General features: G+C 65.9%; 11 protein-coding genes. 3 read left to right on the forward strand and 8 right to left on the reverse strand.

Annotation, left to right across the window (positions count from 1 at the left end; all coding sequences use genetic code 11):
• Nucleotides 1–93 precede the first annotated feature (93 nt).
• From ACSQ20_RS12965 to recC, 3 genes are read right to left on the reverse strand one after another with little or no spacing between them, the layout of a single operon-like run.
• Nucleotides 94–2,217, reverse strand: a complete 2,124-nt coding sequence (locus tag ACSQ20_RS12965) for an AAA family ATPase (RefSeq protein ID WP_436020526.1) — start codon at nucleotides 2,215–2,217, stop codon at nucleotides 94–96.
• Nucleotides 2,214–6,038 carry an exodeoxyribonuclease V subunit beta gene (gene recB / locus ACSQ20_RS12970; RefSeq protein WP_436020528.1) on the reverse strand — a complete coding sequence of 1,275 codons (3,825 nt, stop codon included), beginning with the start codon at nucleotides 6,036–6,038 and terminating at the stop codon, nucleotides 2,214–2,216. Before recB ends, ACSQ20_RS12965 begins: the two co-directional genes overlap by 4 nt.
• Nucleotides 6,035–9,511: an exodeoxyribonuclease V subunit gamma gene (gene recC / locus ACSQ20_RS12975; protein WP_436020530.1), complete on the reverse strand. Its 3,477-nt coding sequence runs from the start codon at nucleotides 9,509–9,511 to the stop codon at nucleotides 6,035–6,037. The genes recB and recC overlap by 4 nt, the downstream gene beginning before the upstream one ends.
• A gap of 194 nt (nucleotides 9,512–9,705) precedes the next feature.
• Between recC and ACSQ20_RS12980 the strand changes: the two genes are divergently transcribed.
• Nucleotides 9,706–11,970, forward strand: coding sequence for an FUSC family protein (locus ACSQ20_RS12980; protein ID WP_436020532.1), 2,265 nt, complete (start codon nucleotides 9,706–9,708; stop codon nucleotides 11,968–11,970).
• 49 nt (nucleotides 11,971–12,019) lie between these two features.
• Here ACSQ20_RS12980 and ACSQ20_RS12985 read toward each other — a convergent pair whose 3' ends face one another.
• Nucleotides 12,020–12,211 (reverse strand): hypothetical protein, encoded by a 192-nt coding sequence (locus ACSQ20_RS12985; RefSeq protein WP_436020534.1) that lies wholly within the window; start codon nucleotides 12,209–12,211, stop codon nucleotides 12,020–12,022.
• A 225-nt stretch (nucleotides 12,212–12,436) separates the two neighbouring features.
• Here ACSQ20_RS12985 and ACSQ20_RS12990 point away from each other — a divergent pair, with 225 nt between their 5' ends.
• Nucleotides 12,437–13,087, forward strand: a complete 651-nt coding sequence (locus ACSQ20_RS12990; protein ID WP_436020536.1) for a cysteine dioxygenase — start codon at nucleotides 12,437–12,439, stop codon at nucleotides 13,085–13,087.
• A gap of 13 nt (nucleotides 13,088–13,100) precedes the next feature.
• Here ACSQ20_RS12990 and ACSQ20_RS12995 read toward each other — a convergent pair whose 3' ends face one another.
• Together ACSQ20_RS12995 and ACSQ20_RS13000 are read right to left on the reverse strand one after the other, a co-directional pair.
• Nucleotides 13,101–13,745, reverse strand: coding sequence for an NAD(P)-dependent oxidoreductase (locus tag ACSQ20_RS12995; RefSeq protein ID WP_436020538.1), 645 nt, complete (start codon nucleotides 13,743–13,745; stop codon nucleotides 13,101–13,103).
• Between the two features lie 68 nt (nucleotides 13,746–13,813).
• A complete protein-coding gene (locus tag ACSQ20_RS13000; RefSeq protein WP_436020540.1) occupies nucleotides 13,814–14,266 on the reverse strand; it encodes an Rrf2 family transcriptional regulator in 453 nt (150 codons plus the stop codon).
• Nucleotides 14,267–14,430: 164 nt separating this feature from the next.
• Here ACSQ20_RS13000 and ACSQ20_RS13005 point away from each other — a divergent pair, with 164 nt between their 5' ends.
• Nucleotides 14,431–15,012, forward strand: a complete 582-nt coding sequence (locus ACSQ20_RS13005) for a DJ-1/PfpI family protein (protein ID WP_436020542.1) — start codon at nucleotides 14,431–14,433, stop codon at nucleotides 15,010–15,012.
• Nucleotides 15,013–15,035: 23 nt separating this feature from the next.
• On the opposite strand, the gene ACSQ20_RS13010 is transcribed toward ACSQ20_RS13005, so the two are convergent.
• Nucleotides 15,036–16,673, reverse strand: coding sequence for a response regulator (locus ACSQ20_RS13010; RefSeq protein WP_436020544.1), 1,638 nt, complete (start codon nucleotides 16,671–16,673; stop codon nucleotides 15,036–15,038).
• Nucleotides 16,670–17,134: a response regulator gene (locus tag ACSQ20_RS13015; protein WP_436020546.1), complete on the reverse strand. Its 465-nt coding sequence runs from the start codon at nucleotides 17,132–17,134 to the stop codon at nucleotides 16,670–16,672. The genes ACSQ20_RS13010 and ACSQ20_RS13015 overlap by 4 nt, the downstream gene beginning before the upstream one ends.
• Between the last annotated feature and the right edge of the window lie 4 nt (nucleotides 17,135–17,138).

Genomic DNA, 17,138 nt, shown 5'->3' on the forward strand with positions numbered 1-17,138 from the left:
GGCGATACAGGGCGATGCGATACCCGACACAGACAAAACGCAGCAAACGCCGCTCACTTCGCTGTCAGTGTGGCATAAGTCGGGCCACGGGCGTCATCCATCGCGCGCGGCCGCAAACGCCGCCTGCATGCGCGCGGCGAGGCCCGAATCGCGGCGCGTCGGCGCCGAGATCGCATCGGCGAGCACGGCGCGCGCACCCACGATCCGCACGGCGGCGCGAGCCCGCGTGACGGCTGTATAGACCAGCTCGCGCGACATCACGCGGCTGGCTGACGCCGGCAGCACCAGCGCGGCCGCGTCGAATTCGGAGCCCTGCGACTTGTGCACCGTCAGCGCGAACGCCGTGTCGTGCGGCGGCAGTGCGGCAGGCGCCACGGCGCGCACGCCCCCCTCAGCGGTCCGAAAATAGACGCGCAGTGCCCCTCCGGCGCCTGGTAACGCGATGCCAACATCCCCGTTGAAGAGTCCAAGCGCATAGTCATTGCGCGCAATCATGACCGGGCGGCCAGGGAACCAGGTCGCGCCGGGCGCGAGCGGCACATGTGCAGCGTGCCGCACATGCGCTGCCATCAGCCCGTTGAGCGTATCGGCGCCGCGCGCCCCAACTCGTGTCGCGCACAGTATCCGGTAGGCATTGAGCGCCTCGAAGAGCGGCTGCGGATCGGGCAGTGGCTGCATCAAAGCCGCTTCGAGCAGTGCGCCGTAGTGCGCGAACCCTTGAGCAAGACGCTCGACCGTGCGCGCGCCAAGGGCCGGCCCTATGTCTTCGTCGAGCCATGCACCGGCTGTCGTTGCCGCATAGTCGGCCGCTTCGTCGTGCGTCACGGTAAGCGCGGCCAGCGCCGCGTCGATATCGGCGCCCCGGATGGCAAGCGACAAGCGGCCGATCGGCGATTCGAGCCCAAACCGATAGTTACGTTCGAGCCAAACGACGCAATCGACCAGCGCAGCTGCGTGCACCGCGTCACGTTCTTCGATCGGCTGCTCAGCCGTCATGCTTTCTAACACCGGGGCAGTGGCGAGCGAAGCAGACAGCGATGCGTCCTCCTGCATCGTCCACTCGCGTTCGATCTCGGTCGCGCTCGACAGAAACGCATCGTCGTCGAACGGTGTATCGAATAGCGCGCCGTCCCCGGGCATCAATGTGCCGCGGGTCGACGCATCAGGCAACGCGCTCGCCACCTGCGCATCGGAGACGCCAGCCGCCCGGGCGATCCGCGCGATGCCCCGCGCGCTGAAAGCAGGCACGGCGCTCAATTCGGCAAATACCGCTCCCGCTTCGACGGCGGCAAGCTGGTCTTTGTCGCCGAGCATCACGAGCCTCGTCTCGGGCGCGAGTGCGTCGAACAACTGAGCCGCCATCGCGACGTCGATCATCGACGCTTCATCGATGACGAGCACATCGAACGGCAGCGGGTTGTCACGGTGATAGCGCATCCGGCCGCCCTGCCCCGCGCCGAGCAGCCGATGCAGGGTCAGCGCGCGCGTAGGCAGCCGTGCCGCGATATCGGGCGGCAGTGCGGCCGCGCGCGCCGCCAGCGCCTCTTGCATGCGCTGCGCTGCCTTGCCCGTCGGAGCAGCCAGTGCAATCGAGAGCGTCGGATCGGCATCGACGAGACAAGCGAGCATACCCACGACCGTTGTCGTTTTGCCCGTGCCCGGACCGCCGCTCACGATGGTCAGCCGGCCCGCGAGCGCGAGCGCCGCGGCCGCGCGCTGCCAGTCGATGGCATCGGCCGGCGGCGGGCCGAAATAGCGCATCAGGCGCGCGTCGAGCGCGGTTTCGTCGATGCCGACGTCGGCCCCGACGCCAACGCTCGCGTGCGAAGCATGGGCGACGATGGCGGCCGCGAGCCGGCGCTCGTAGTCGAAATATCGCGCGAGATAGAGCCGCCCGGCGGTGTCGACGACGAGCGGCCGCAACGCCGCCGCATGCTCGCTGCCGTCGGAGACCACGCCGCTTGCCGCAAGCGCCCTGCGCACCGATGTCGGCTCCGCACCGTAGCGATGCGCGAGTCGCGCGATCGGCACGCATACATGGCCTGCGTTCGTCGCGCGGCTCGCGGCGAACGCGGCGCGGCGCGCCCAGCTGACGCAAGTCGAATTGGCACCGAGCTGCTCGGCCAGCATGCCGATGCGGCGAGCGAAACCCTCGGCGAGCACGGTCGCGAAATCGTTAGAGGGCGTCGCGTTCGAGATTGCGCTCAGCTGTTTCATACCGCTCCAATCAACTCGTCGAGCGCTTGCACCAACGCGCGCGCCGGCCTCCGTCGGTGAACGCCCGCGGGGCCGTCGCCGTCGCGCCAATCCGGACGAACGCCACGCAGGAATACGTAGAGGTAACCACCCATGTGGGCGTCGTAGTCATAACCACGCTTGCGCGTGCGCAAGTAGCGATGCAGCGCAACCGTATAAAGCAGCGCCTGCAGATGGTAAGCGTGCGCCGTCATGGCAGCATCGAGCGAGGCTGCGTGGTAATCGCCCGCCTGCATGCCGAGATGGTTCGATTTCCAATCGATGATCCAATAGCGGCCATCATGTTCGATGAGCATGTCGACAAATCCTTTCACGAACCCGCTCAGCGTGCCTGGATCGAGCGCGACATCCGCATATCCTTCGCGCACGAGCAGCCGCCGCAACGCCGGCAAATCAAGCGACGGCGCAGCGAAAAGAAACGGCCACTCGACAAGCTTGCGCTGCGGATCGACCGCGCTCAGCGTGAAACCCGGCGCCAGCTCGGTGGCCGTAACGTCCGCCAGCATCCGCGCCATCATCGCCGGCATTCGACGGGCCGTATCCGCATCGCCCGGCACCGGCCGCTCGGCGCGCGCACGCGTAATCGCCTGCGGCCACGTGGCCGGGGCCGTGAAGTCGGCCAGTTCCAACAGCCGATGCAAACACTCGCCAGCCGCCGCCCCGCGCGGAAAACCGAGGATGTCGTCGTCAGCGACGTCAATCCGTGGCGGCGCCTCCGGCACGCCCGGCGTTTCCGATGTCTGCGCCGACAGCGCAGCCAGCGCATCGTGGTCCGGCCGCGGTTCGTCTTCGACGAGCGCTTGCGCCCTGCGCAACGCTGCCGACGCAAGCGAGCTGAAACTCGCGATACGCCACGTTTCGCTCAGCCCGCGACGAGCCGTGCGCGCGGCGAGCCCGCTGCCCTGCCGCCGCTCGCGCTCGAGCGGCATGCGCCGTCCCGGCGCCGGCAGCGGCTCGAACGACAGCGGAGCGACAGCAAGCGAGCGCCATCGCTTCATCAGCACGGCGTCGTCGGGCGGCTCGTCATACCAGGCACCGAATTCGCCGTCGCCAGCCACCAGCCAGTTCAGCACGCTGCGGCGCGACTCCTTGGTCGAGCGCGACGACAAATAAGGGCCGGCCACGACATAGCAGCGGTGCACCGCGCGCGTAAGCGCGACATAGACAAGCCGTGCGCGCTCGGCCGCCTCCTCGCGCAACGCTTCGCGCTCGGCTCGCTCGGCATCCTCGCCCTCGCAGCCGTAATGCAGCACCGCCACCGCGCCGCCGTCTTGTGCCTCGTGGTACTCGCACGCGCGAGGCAGCGCGGCGCTGGCGCTCGGCTGGCGCGCACCGTCGTTCAAGAACGGACAGAAGACGACGGCATACTCGAGCCCCTTCGCCTTGTGCACGGTGACGATCTGCACGAGATCGCGATCGGACTCGAGCCGCAACTGCGCCTCGTCGTCGCCGCCTTGCTCGCGTTGCGCCGCGAGCCAGCGCAGCGTCGGCGCAATGCCGGGATAAAGCGCGGTGCGCGAGGCGACGAGTTCGGCCAAGTGATTGACGTCGGTCAGCCGTCGCTCGCCCTGTGCGCCCACGATCAAGCGCAAACCCACGCCAAGCTCGCGCATCAGCGTGCGCCACATGGCCGCGAACCCGCGTTCGTGCCACAGCGCGCGATAGCGCGAAAAGCGCTCGACCCAGGCCGTGGCGTCGTCCGAACGGTCCGCTGGATCCGAATGGCTCGTGCCTTGCGCGTCCGCAAGAGCCTCCAAGCGTGCTAGCGCCGCCGCATCGAAGCCGAACCAATCCGCTGCCAACGCTGCACGCAAACGGCGCAGATCGCCAGGCGTGTCGATGGCCACCAGCACGCGTTCGAGCTGCTCGGCATCGCGTGTCGCGAACACCGACGCCTGCGCAAGCTCGACGCTGCCCACGCCCCAGGCGGCCAGTACACGTTTGATGAGGCTGCCCTGCCTGTGCGTGCGCACGAGCACAGCGATGTCGGCAGGCGCGAGCGGTGTCTCGGCGAGCCTGACGGCGCCATCACGCGCGCCGCGCAAAAGCCGCGCGATTTCGGCGGCACACGCTTCGGCCGCCTGCCGTTGAGCGTCGCGTTTGGCAAGGACACCTTCGCCCGAAGGCAGCATCCACATGCGAAAGTCGCCGGGATTGTCTGTCGACGTCGATGTCGATGTCGACGTCGATTCATCGATGAACGGCGGCCGTTCGCGCGTGCCGGCGCGCACGGGCAAATAGTCGAGCCCATCGAGCACGAAAGCCCGCGGGTTCGCGCTAAATATGCGATTGCACGCCTCGACCAGCGCGCCCGTCGAACGCTGATTGACCGCCAATGTATAGCGCGCGTTTGCGGCATGGCGCGCGGCCAGATAGGTATGCAGATCGGCCGCGCGAAAACTGTAGATGGCCTGCTTCGGATCACCGACGAGAAAAAGTGGCCCCGGCTCGCCGTCGTTCCCGCTTCCACTTCCGCTGCGCGCGAAAATCCGCTCGAAGATTGCAAACTGCAGCGGGTCGGTATCCTGGAATTCGTCGATCAACGCAGCCGGATAACGCGCGCGCAGCACTTGTGCGAGCCATGGATGCGCGACGAGTGCGCCATACAGGTTCGATAGCAAATCGTCGAACGACGCGATGCGACGCGCACGCTTGGCGGCCGCGAGCGTCGCCGGCCCCTCGTCCAGCCAACGCGCGAGCACCGCAAGCCAGCGCGAGCGATTCGCCGCCTCGGCCGCATCGCTCGCGGCCGCGAGCATTCCGGCCAGCGTGAAAAAAGGATGAGCAGGCGGCACAAACTTCGCCTTCGTGGCCTTCGCGAGCGCCGCGGCCGTCAGCTTCAGCGCTGCGCGCGGCGGCGGCGCGTGGCAATCGTCCTCCGCAAAATAGCGACGCCAGGCGGCGAGCGCCGCGGCGACAGCCTCGGGCTTGTGCGTCGTTCGGTTAAGGCCTGCCTGCGCGTCGTCGAGCAATTGCGCGATCCGCTCGCGTTCCTCGTGCCAAAGCGCACAGGCTTCACGAAAGCGCTGGCGCGCGTCGGCGTCGCCCACCAGTTCGGTCAGCCCCGCCGGCCCGGCCAGCGTTCGCATCGGCGGCATGCCAGCCCCGCCGGCCCCCCAGCGCAGCAGCGCGAGCGGCTTCTTGAGCCGACGCGCAAGCTCCGCATCGAGCGCCGCAGGGCCCGCCGCATGCGCCACCAGCCAGGCCGCAAAGGCCGGGTCCGCAGCCGCGAGCGGCTCGACGCGCGTGCGCCAAAAATCGGCTGCGAGCTGGAATCGCAGACTGGCATCGTCTGCTTCCATCGCGAATGCGAACGGCATCGCCGCGGCGAAAGGTGCCTCTTGCAACGCCCGCTGGCAAAACGCGTGAATCGTGTGGATCGCCGCCTGATCGAACGTCGACAACGCGCGCCGGATGCGTTTGGCGGCCAGCGCAAGCGTTGCTTCATCTGCCTGCGCCAATACCGTTTCGGACAGCCGCGCGACGAACGGGTCACCACCGTCGTCGCCGGTTTCGATCGCACGCGCCAGTTCGGCGAGACGCGTGCGGATCCGCTCGTGCAGCTCAGCCGTCGCCGCTTTCGTGAACGTCACAACGAGTATCTGGTCGGCGCGCAGATCGCGTTCGAGCAGAAGACGCACGTAAAGCGCACAAATATTCCAGGTCTTGCCAGTGCCCGCTGACGCTTCGATCTGGTTGACGCCGCCGAGGGCACACGTGAAGACGTCGAGTTCGTCGGACGCCGGCAACGCGGTGCGGTCGAAGGCATGCGTTTCGCTCATGCCGGCCCCGCTTCGAGATGCTGCAGCAGCGGACCAAACACGATGCGGGCAAGCACGGCAAACGGCTCGTCGAGCGCGAGGCTCGCGCCGCGCCAGGCAATCTCGAGTGCCGGGTCCTCCGCTTCGCCGCGCACGCGCTCGCTGATCCAGACGCCGAGTGCGTCGGCGTCGCTGCCGTTCATCTTCGCCCATGCGCTCTTCGGAAAAAACCGCAACGGAAGACGGCGCCCCGCAATGAAAAGCGCAACGAGCGGCGCAAGCGCCTCGTGCGGTGCCGCCACGGGCGCAAAGGCAAAACGTTCGCCGCCGCCGTGCCAGACCGTGTGCCGCGCACCGTCGGGCTGCGCCGCGCAATAAACGAGATGGGCGAGCCACGCGCTCAAGTAGTCGCGCGCGCCCGGCCGCGCATAGCGATAAAGCACGAGCCCGTTCGGCGTGACATTGGCGAGCGAGCCATGCAACTCGAGCGACGGCGCATCGGCCAGCGCGCGCGCAAGCGCCGCGTCATATTCGCCGAAGAGCGCCACGCCGCCTGTGTCGGGCCAGCGCGGCGCAAGCGGCAATGCGAATGACAGACGCGTCGCGCCGAGCGCGAGATCGGCGCGCACCTCGTCGGCCAAGCGCGTCAGCGCGGCGACCTCGTGGCGCTTGAGCACATCGCCGGTTGCCCCTATCGGCAGCTCGGGACTCGCCTGCGCGATACGCGCGGCGCTGGCCGCGGCTGCACCGCCTTCAGCCACGAGACGCGGCAGCAAACGCGCGGCCAGTGCATCGCGCGCCGCGTAGTCGAGCTCGAACGGCTCGGTGTCGATCAACTCGCCTGCCGCGCCGTCAAGCACGACGCCAAGCCGCTCGCGCAAAAGCTCGCGAGCCGGATGCCGCCAAAAACGCGCAAAGTCGGCAAACGCAATCGGTGCAGGCGGTTCGGGCGGCAGCGGTTCTCTGAAAAACGGCCTAGGCACCTGTGTTTCGTCCGCTGCCAGCCGCTCGGCCAGTTGCGCGCGCTCGGCATCGTAGGTGAAAAGTCTCGTCGAAGGTTCGAAGTAGGCGCCCGAGAACGGCTGCAGCGGATGTTCGACGATGAACGCCCGCCGCGCCGACTCCACTTCGGCCGGGCTGGCGTCCGGCCCGGCCGAAGCACGGGCAAGATGGTCGAGCAACTCGTCGACGAGCGCGGCTGGCGGCAACGGCGCGTTGTCGCGGATGCTGCGCCCCGTGTAAGCGATGACGAAGCGCTCGCGCGCCGCCAGCAGCAAATCGAGAAAGAGGTTGCGCTCGTCGGCGCGCCGCTGGCGGTCGCCGAGCATCGGTCGCGCGCTCATCAAATCGAACTCGTCGGCGCGCGCAAGCGTGGGCAGTGCGCCGTCGTCCATGCCGATCAGACAGATGACGCGATACGGCAAGCCCCTCAAGCTCGTCAGCGAGGAGAACGTCACGCCGCCCCACGGCACGCCGCCTTTCGCGCTGTCGTCGAACGCCGCCGCCAGCGCCGCGCGCAGCACGTCGGCCGGCACCTCGGCCGCACCGACGCTCTCACGCATCGCATCGAGCATCGCATCGAGCGTGTCGCGCACGTTCGAGACCGCATCGGCAAACGCCGGCCCTGCGTCGAAAAAGCGCTGCAGCGCGTCGCCGAGCAGCACCGTCCACGCTTCGCAGGTCAGCGTCTCGCCGAGACGCGCGACGAAATTTTCGAGATCGTCGATAAACCGCGCGAGGCGTCCCAGCAGCTCGCCTTCGGCGCCGAGCGGGCCGGCCACCGGCAGCCACGCATCGACAGGCTCGCTGTCGTCAGGCATCGCGTAGCCAAGGAAAAGCCGCGTCAGCGCATCAGAAAACGTGTTGCGAGCCAGCGGCACCGCCTGCTCGGCTTCGCCCGCTTCGTTTGCATGATCCGCATCATTCGCTGGCACCCGTGGTGCGAGCCCCCGGCGAGCGCCAGCCGCCGCGAGCCAGCTTTGCGCGGTGTCGAGCGCGGCCGCGTCGATGCCATAACGCGCCGCGATGGCGTCCACGCGCAGCCACTCGACAAGCTCCGGCGCGCCCACGCTGCGATCGGCCAGCGCGAGCCATTCGAGCAGCACACGCGCAATCGGGTTGGCCTGCGACGCCGGTAAGCCCGTCACACGGTACGGAATGCGGCGACGATCATCACTCGGCATCGTACCGAATACGGCATCGATCAGCGGTGCGGCCGTGGCCAAGTCCGGGCAGACGACGAGCACATCCGACGGTGTCAGCGGCGCGTGCACCCCACCGCCGCCGTCGCCGTGCGCACGCGCGTGCGCGTCGAGCCAGCCGAGCAGCCGATCATGCAATACCTCCAGTTGACGAGAAAGGCTATGGCAAACGTGCACTTCGATACCGAGCGTGTCGGCCAGCGCCCGTTGATCGAGCGCGCTCGGCATCGCCGCCTTTTCCGGCTCGAGATCGAGCATCGCGTTTTGCAGCTTCGCGAGCCAGGTCGAACCCGGATTTTCGAGGTAGCGCGTGGCCTCGGCCGAGGCGGCACCCTCCGTCAGTTCGTGCAGCAAATGGAGCTGCGCCTGCGTCTGACGCCCCCAGTCCGCAAGCAGCGGATGACCGACCTCATGGAAGTCGAGCGTACCGGCCGCATCGAGCGCGAGCGCCGTCCCTTCGCTTACGATGTCGAACCAGAATTGGCGACACGGATTCATCACGTAAAGGCGCACGTCGATCCAGCGCGAAAGCTCGCGCAACAGGGCGATGTGAAGCGGCGCGATGGTCGGCAGCGCGAACACACTGACCGACGCAGGCCAACGCGCGCGCATCACGGCATCGAGATCGAGCGTGCGCACGACATCGAGAAACCGGTGCGCGGGCGGTGTCGCATCGGCTAGCGCATGCGGGTCATTGGAGCCTGCCAACTCGGCCAGCACCGCGCGCCACAGCACGGCCTGCCAGTGCTCGTCCTCGCGCAGCACCGGTGGCGCGAGAGCGGAGCCGTCGGCCCCGGCGGTGTCGAAAATCGATTGCCCTTGCTGCCAGCGACGCAGCCACTCGGGCCGGTAAGCCAGATAGTGATCGAAAAGCGTCGCCACGCGCCGGGCCAGCTCGTAGCGCATCGGCGCGTCCGCTGCCGCCAGATAGCTCGCCAGCCGAGGCGACGCGCGCCACGCGTTGGCCATTTCCCGTGCAGCGCCATCCCCATCGGGCTCGCCAAAGAGACGATAGCAGCGCCACTGCAAGCGTTCGAGCGCGAGCGGGGAATGCGCCGGCACGGCAAGCACGCCGCCGATCTGCGCCCACAGCCATTGCGCCAGATAAGCGAAATTGACATTCGCGCAAATTCCTCGCCGCCGCGCCAGTTCGAGTTCGATGTGCCGCCGCACCGCAGCGCTCGGCACGACGATCTCCTCGCTCGACCAAGGGTCGGCAGGCATGGCCGACAGGTCGTCGCACATGGCGTCGACGAGCGTCTCGTGGCGGTTCGAATAAAGGAGCTGAAGCATGAGGCTCGATGGCGGCGTCGCGCTTGTCGGCCAAGCGCGTTCGGCGAAAACCGCCAGCATAACAAACGTGCCCGGCCGTGCCCGCGCGCCGCAACGCGCGGCGCCCTGTTTGACGACGGCGGCAAGGACAAATACGTTAGACTCGACGCCGCACCCCGCTAACCGGCCCGTCCCGGCTGACAGCCTCAACATCGATGCGCTATTCGATAGAAATCAAGAAGTTTCTCTACAGCCAATATTTCTTCGGTGGCATGCGCATGGCGATCGGCGTATCGCTGCCGGCCGTGCTCTGCCTAATCGTCTTTCACAAGGCCGATTTGGGCTTCACGATTGCGACCGGCGCGCTCGGCGCCTGTGTCGTCGATATGCCGGGGCCGCTCAAGTACAAACACAAGGAGATGCTGATTTGCAGCGTGCTCGGCGCGTTATCGGCGCTGGCCACGGGCCTGGCGACGTTCAATGTGTTGGCGCTGTGGGCCACCGTGGTCACGCTGACGTTCGTGCTGTCGCTGGCCGTCGTGTATGGCAACCGCTGGCCGCAAATCGGCTTTGCCACGCTTTTCATGATGGTCGTCACGCTCGAAGACCAGCTCGCGCCGCTGCAAGCACTGCAAAACGCCGCGTGGATTCTCGCCGGCGGCCTTTGGTACACCTACTGGGCCACGCTGTTGCTGCAATGGCAGGCGTACCGTGTCGAAAAACAGGCGCTGGCCGAGAGCGTCTTTGCGTGCGCCGAGTATCTGCTCGCACGAGCGGATTTTTACGATGTCGATGCCGATCTCGACGCCTGCTATCGCACGCTCGTCGAAAAGCAAATTGCCGCCGTCGAAATGCAAGACGCCGCGCGGGCCATCGTCTTGCGCAACCTGCGCAAACTGCGGCGCAACAAGCTCGAAGCGCGCCGCGTGATGCTTTTCAACCTGTTCATCAATTCAGTCGATCTGCACGAACTGTTCGTCGGTGCGCATACCGACTACCCGCTGCTGCGGCGCACGTTCGGCAACGCCGATGTGATGATGTTCTACCGCGACCTGATCCGCAAAGCGGCGCGCAACCTCGAAGCGATCGGCCTTGCCGTGCTGCAGGACCGGCGCGCCGACTCGCGCGTGAACGTGAAAGCGGAGCTGCGCGCCATCGAATACGAGCTCGAATTGATGCGCAGGCAAGCGCTGCCGCAGACGCAGGCCGAAGCGTACGCCGCGGCATCGGCTTCGTTCCGACGCATCTGGAGCGGCATTCGGCTCATCGACAAAATGAAGAAAAGCCTGGCCGACGAGGCGCCAGCCGTGCATGCTGAAGTTCGCCCCGACGCCAGCCTCACCCGCTTTCTCTCGAACCGGCAGGTGCCGCTGCGCCAAATTTTTTCGAATTTGACGATAGCGTCTCCGAGCTTTCGCCACGCGTCGCGCGTGACGGTAGCGGTGGCGGTCGGCTTCTGGCTCGGGCGCCTGTTGCCGCTGACGAACGCATACTGGATCGTGATGACGACGCTGATCATCATGAAGCCCGGCTACTCGCTGACGAAGCAACGCAACACGCAGCGTATCGTCGGCACGGCGATCGGCTGTGCGCTCAGCATCGCGCTGATTCTGACGGTCCATTCGCCGCATCTGCTGCTGGCCATCATGTTCGCGTCGATGGTCATGAGCTACAGCCTGCTGCTGTTCAATTACGGCGCGAGCGTCGTTTTCACGTCGTCATACGTGCTGCTGCTTTTTCATCTGCTGGCACCGGGCAGCCTGCATATCATCGGCGAGCGCGCCATCGATACCATCATTGGCTGTGCGCTCGGCATTGGGGCAAGCCGGCTCTTTCCGTACTGGGAATATCGGGCCATCGGCAAGCTCGTCACCGAGATGCTCTCGACCTCCCGCCAGTATCTCGATACCGCATGGTGGTGGGGCAGCAACCCGGCCGCCGCGGCGGCAAACGCAGGCCCGGCCGTGGCCACTGCGCCCGAAGCCGGCACGGCTGCCGACCGCGATTTCCGTTATCGGCTGGCCCGCAAGGACGTCCACGTCGCATTCGCCAATTTGGGGCAAGCATTCCGGCGCATGATGATCGAACCGAAATCGCAACAAAAGTTTGTGCCGGAATTAAACGACCTGCTGGTGCAAAGCCATGTGCTGGCTGCGCAAATCGCGGTGGCGGCGCCGCTCATGCGCAGCGTCGCCGAACAGGGGATCGAAGGGATGCAGCCGCTGCAGCGCGCGTTGTCAACGGTGCGCGCGAACCTGACCCGCGCGCAGGCCGGCGAGCCGCCGCCCGCCGAGCAAACGGAAACGACAAAGCAACTCACGCGCGAACTCGACGCGATGGTGGTCGAGATCGAACGTTCGGACGCGCGTTCAGTTGAATTCGTGCAGGAGATGAAGCTGCTGGTGCACCAGTGCAAACAGTTGTTGGCCGCGTCGTTTCTGATCAACAAAGACGCCGGGGCGATCCATCTGCCACAGTAGTTGCGCCGCTTGCATCATTCCGAGGCTTACGACAACAGCATTGCGGTTGTTAGTGCGAAGCCGCTGACGCGGCCACGGCCGCGGCCGAACGGCTCGGGTTGATCGCGCCGGCTTGCTCGTCGTATTCCCGCTTGCCCTTGATGGCGTTATAGACAAGCGTTCCAATCACGATCAGCATGGCGACGACGATCACCACGGCGACGCGCGTAGTGGGGTTCGACTTCTTGCGAGGATCGTTCATGGTGCGGGCAGTTTGCGAAGCCGCGCAGGGCTCCGGATGGTGTGGCGAAGGTCGCATTTTACGCGCTTTAGCCGTCTGCCCCGATGCCAATACGCAGTCGCGGCCGCGCCGTTAGAAATTTTTTGCACGCCAGGCGGCATTCGCGCAAATCTTTGCAAGCTCTTTTTCGGCGCAACCTGATACAAATGAAGGCTCCGACGTCACGGCCCCACGCCCATTTTGGTCATGCAGTCAAATCCCGAATCGAGCCTCTTCAAGTCCGTGCATGCGCCGCTCGAGCGACGCTTCACAACCGATGCCGATGCCGACGCCCGGCTTGCAAGGCCTACGCCCACGGCCGACGCCATCAGACAGTTCACCGACGCGCTGGATGCCGCGTATGAAGCCGTTGCCGGCGTCAGTCGGGATCAAACCGCCCAACAAGCCGAGTTCGCCCGGCGCGTGCGAGCGGCGCTCGTGCAAGCAGCCGCGAACCCTGAGCTGCTCGGCCCGGCACAGCGCGAAGGCGCGCACGACAGCTACTGCCGCCATTTGATCGCGGCCGACCCGCGCGGCCGCTATGCGCTCGTGTCGCTGGTCTGGCGCCCGGGGCAGACGAGCCCCGTGCACGGTCATCGCACGTGGTGCGGCTATGCGGTGGTCGACGGGGTGCTGACGGAAACGCTCTATGAATGGAGCGACGCGCACGCATGCGCGTTGCCGGTTCGTACACACGCGCGCGAGCCCGGCGCCGTCTCGTACGTGCGCGCGGGCCGCACCGCCATTCACCGGCTATCCAATACCGCAGCGGGGCCGGCCGTCTCGCTTCACCTTTACGGCGTCCCCGGCGAGCGGATCGCCACGCACGTCAACGATCTCGTCGACGTGGCCGCCTAGAGCGGGCCGCCGTTCAGTAAGCCACCGTCGCAACCCGGTGCACGAACCGCCCGGCTTCGAGTTCGTCGACAAACGCAACCGCGTAGTCTTCCGCTGAAATCGCGCTGTTGCCGCTCGCGTCGGTAATCAACGTGTCCGCACCGGTGCGAAACTGGCCCGTCTTCGTCCCGGGCGAGATCATCGCGGCCGGCGCAAAGAACGTCCAATCGAGGTCGGTTACCGTGCGATAAAACCCGAGTGCGTCGCGATGCGCGAGCGCATAAGCCTTGTATGCGGCGGGAAACCCTTCGGTATCGACGAGTTGCTTGCCCGGCGCCACTTCAAGCGAACCGGCCCCGCCCACGACCACCAGCCGCTTCACGCCCGCCGCGCGCGCGATGGCCACCAGTGCACGCGATGCATCGATCACTTTCGCTGCGTCATCGTGCGGCGGCGCGTAGGCACTGGCGATGACATCGTGCCCGGCGACCGCTGCTGCCATCGCCGTTTCGTCGAAAATATCGCCCGAGTGGGCCACGACGTTCGCCGCACTTTCGATACGTTCAGGACGGCGCGCGAACGCGCTGACCCGATGACCGCGCGCCGCGGCTTCTGCTGCAATGCGCGAACCGATCATGCCGGTTGCGCCAAAAAGCGCGATTTTTAAAACTGTTTGCATTTGAATTTCTCCGATTTTTGTAACCATAATAGTTACATATAACTGCAAAAAAACGCCTGCTTATCGCCTCATCCTTTGCGGGGCTTGCGCGAACGCTGGCGCTCGGCCCTCAGTACGCCGTCGGTCACATCGGCAAGCGAACGGGAACCCAATGACGCCTCCATCGCGCGCGCAGCATCATCGACGACTTCCTCCAGCACTGCCTGAATATGCCGCCCGACCACGCAGGCCGGGTTGGGTGTATCGCGATGCAAACCGAAGAGTTGCCCATCGTCAACGGCGCGATAGACATCGACCAGCGCAATGGCCTTCGGCTCCCGAGCGAGCAATGCCCCGCCACCCGCGCCGAGCTGAGCGCTCGTCAAGCCCGCTGCGGCCAGCATCGACAACAACCGCCTGATCAACGCGGGATTCGTATTGACGCTGCCCGCGATGATTTCCGACGAAAGCGGCACGCCCTCTTGCAGCGACAACAATGCCAGGATATGGACGGCGTAGGCAAAACGACTGCTTGTGTTCATTCCTTGTTTCGATGTTTCGATAGGCTAGGCGTCTGCCCCAATGTGTAACCAGTGTAATTACATTTCGGACGAGGCACAAGCGTTCGTTCGTCTCTGATTCGTCAAACATCGGGAGTACACTGCCTGAACCGTTCAACCGTGCGTCCCTGATACAGGAGAAGGACATGGCAGCAAAAAAAATTCTTTTTTTGACTGGCGATTTCGCTGAGGACTACGAAACGATGGTGCCGTTCCAGGCACTGCAGGCCATCGGCCATACGGTCGATGCGGTGTGCCCCGGCAAGAAGGCCGGCGAAAAGGTGAAGACGGCCATTCATGACTTCGAGGGCGATCAGACCTACACCGAAAAGCCCGGCCATCAGTTCGCGCTCAATGCGACCTTCGACGATATCGACGCCAGCCGATACGATGCACTGGCCATCGCAGGCGGCCGTGCGCCCGAATATTTGCGACTGAACGCCAAGGTGATCGCGCTCGTGCGGACCTTCGCCGAAGCAAACAAACCGATCGCCGCCATTTGCCACGCCGCGCAACTGCTGGCAGCGGCCGATGTAATTCGCGGCAAGCGGATTTCGGCTTATCCGGCCTGCGCCCCCGAAGTGCGTATGGCCGGCGGCGAATATGCGGACATCCCGGTCGACGCAGCCGTCACCGATGCGCCGTTCGTGACCGCTCCGGCGTGGCCCGCCCATCCCGAATGGCTGCGCCAGTTTCTCGTTCTGCTCGGCACGCGCATCGAACTTTAAGCTTTGAGACGTGGCCGCGGCCTTTAGCGCGCAAACGTGGCGGTGCGCCCGGCCAGCGCCGCCACCACCACCACGAGTTCGAGCGGGTCAACGGGTTTGGCCAGGTGTGTTTGGAAACCGGCCAGCAGCGCGCGGCGACGATCCTCGCTGCGCGCGAATGCGCTCAGCGCGGCGGCCGGCGTCGCGCGGCCATGCGCCGCTTCGAACGTGCGTAGCCGTCGAATGAACTCGTAGCCGTCCACGCCCGGCATGCCGATGTCGCTGACGATCACGTCGGGCGGCAGGCTCATGCATGATTCGAGCGCCTCGAACGCATTCCCGAACACGCGCGCCGTGGCGCCACGCTCTTCGAGCACGCTGCGCACGAGTTCGCGCGCATCGGGCTCGTCCTCGACGATGACCACATGCAAGCCGGCGAGCGCAGGCGGCAGGACCTGCACAAGCGGCTCGTCGGGCGAGGTGGATGGCAACGCCGCAGCCCCGACCATGGCCGGCAATCGCACGATAAACGCGGCGCCTTTGCCGGAGCCTTCGCTGCGTGCCTCGATATGTCCGCCGTGCATTTCGACGAGTTGGCGAGCAATCGAGAGCCCCAGGCCCAGTCCGCCATGTTGGCGCGCAATGCCGCCATCTTCCTGGCAAAAGCGTTCGAACACGTGCGGCAGGAAGTCCGGCTTGATGCCCTGCCCGTTATCGGCGACGGTCAACTCGACGTCGGCGCTGCCGCGGCGCAATGCAACCGTGACGGTGCCGCCCTTGCCCGTGAACTTGACAGCGTTCGCAAGCAGATTCCAGACGATTTGCTGCAACCGGGACGGATCGGCCAGGATCACGCCACCGGGCTCGAGCGCCGGCTCGATGACGATCTCTTTTGCCAGCGCCGCGGGGCTCACGGAGCGAATCACGTATTCGACGATATCGACGAGATCGACGCGCTCGGCATCGAGCCTCAGCTTGCCGGCGAGGATGCGCGAAAAGTCGAGCAGATCGTCGACCATGCGGGTTTGCGCGCGCGCATTGCGATCGATGACTTCGAGCCCCTTGCGGATCGATTCGGATGCGCTCGTGTCGCGCAGCAGAAACTGCGTCCAGCCGACGATCGCGTTGAGCGGCGTGCGCAACTCGTGCGAGAGCGTGGCCACGAACTCGTCCTTCATACGCGAGACCCGCTCGGCTTCGGCACGCGCGGCCCGTTCGGAGGCGAGCAGCGCCTCGCGTTCCTCGGCCAGCGCGCGAAAATGCGCTTCGCGCTCGTGCGAGCGCTGCGCCTCGACCAGTTCGCGTTCGATGCGCCGCTCGCGCAGCACGCGTTCAATGGCTTCGGGCAAATATGCCAGATAGTTTTCGCTTTTTGGCACGACATCGGCCACACCCGAGCGCAGCGCCTCGATGACGCGCGCTTCATCGGCAAAACCCGTGCAGAGAATGGCCGGTAACACGAGCCCGTCCGCACGCAGCGCGCGCAGGAACTCGAGGCCGTTTTCAGGGCCGCCGAGCGCGTAGTCGACGATCAGCACATCGGGCAACGCGTGCGCCATTTCAACGCGCGCGGCCGCCGTGGTCGACGCGGTGCTGACACGGTAGCCCGCACGCCCGAGCGAGCGCGCCGCGAGGTGCAGCAGCCCCGCATCGTCATCGACGAACAGCACCTGCGAATTCATCGCCCGCACGCCGGCAGCTTCACCACCTGCAAGAAGAAGCCGAGCCGACGCACGGCCTCGATGAACGCGTCGTATTCCACCGGCTTCGTCACATAGACGTTACAGCCAAGCTCATAGCAGCGCTCGATTTCGCGCGGATCATCGGTCGTCGTCAGCACGATGACCGGCAGCGAAGCCGTGCGCTTGTCGGCTTTGAGCCGTCGCAGCACTTCCAGACCGTCGATGCGCGGCATTTTCAGATCGAGCAGGATGACGGAGGCCGGCGTCGGATCGCGCATGAAAGGCGCGGATTCGCCAAAGAAAAAATCGAGCGCCTCCTGGCCGTCCGATAAACGCGTGAAGCCGTTGGTGAGGCCCGCGCGGCGCAGATTGCGTTCGATTAGCGTGGCATGGCCGTCATCGTCCTCGATCAGGATGATGCTGACTGACTGCCCCGTTGCTGGTCCTTGTGCGTTATGCATGGTG

It is taken from the genome of Trinickia sp. LjRoot230, from assembly GCF_964253315.1.
Lineage (GTDB): Bacteria > Pseudomonadota > Gammaproteobacteria > Burkholderiales > Burkholderiaceae > Trinickia.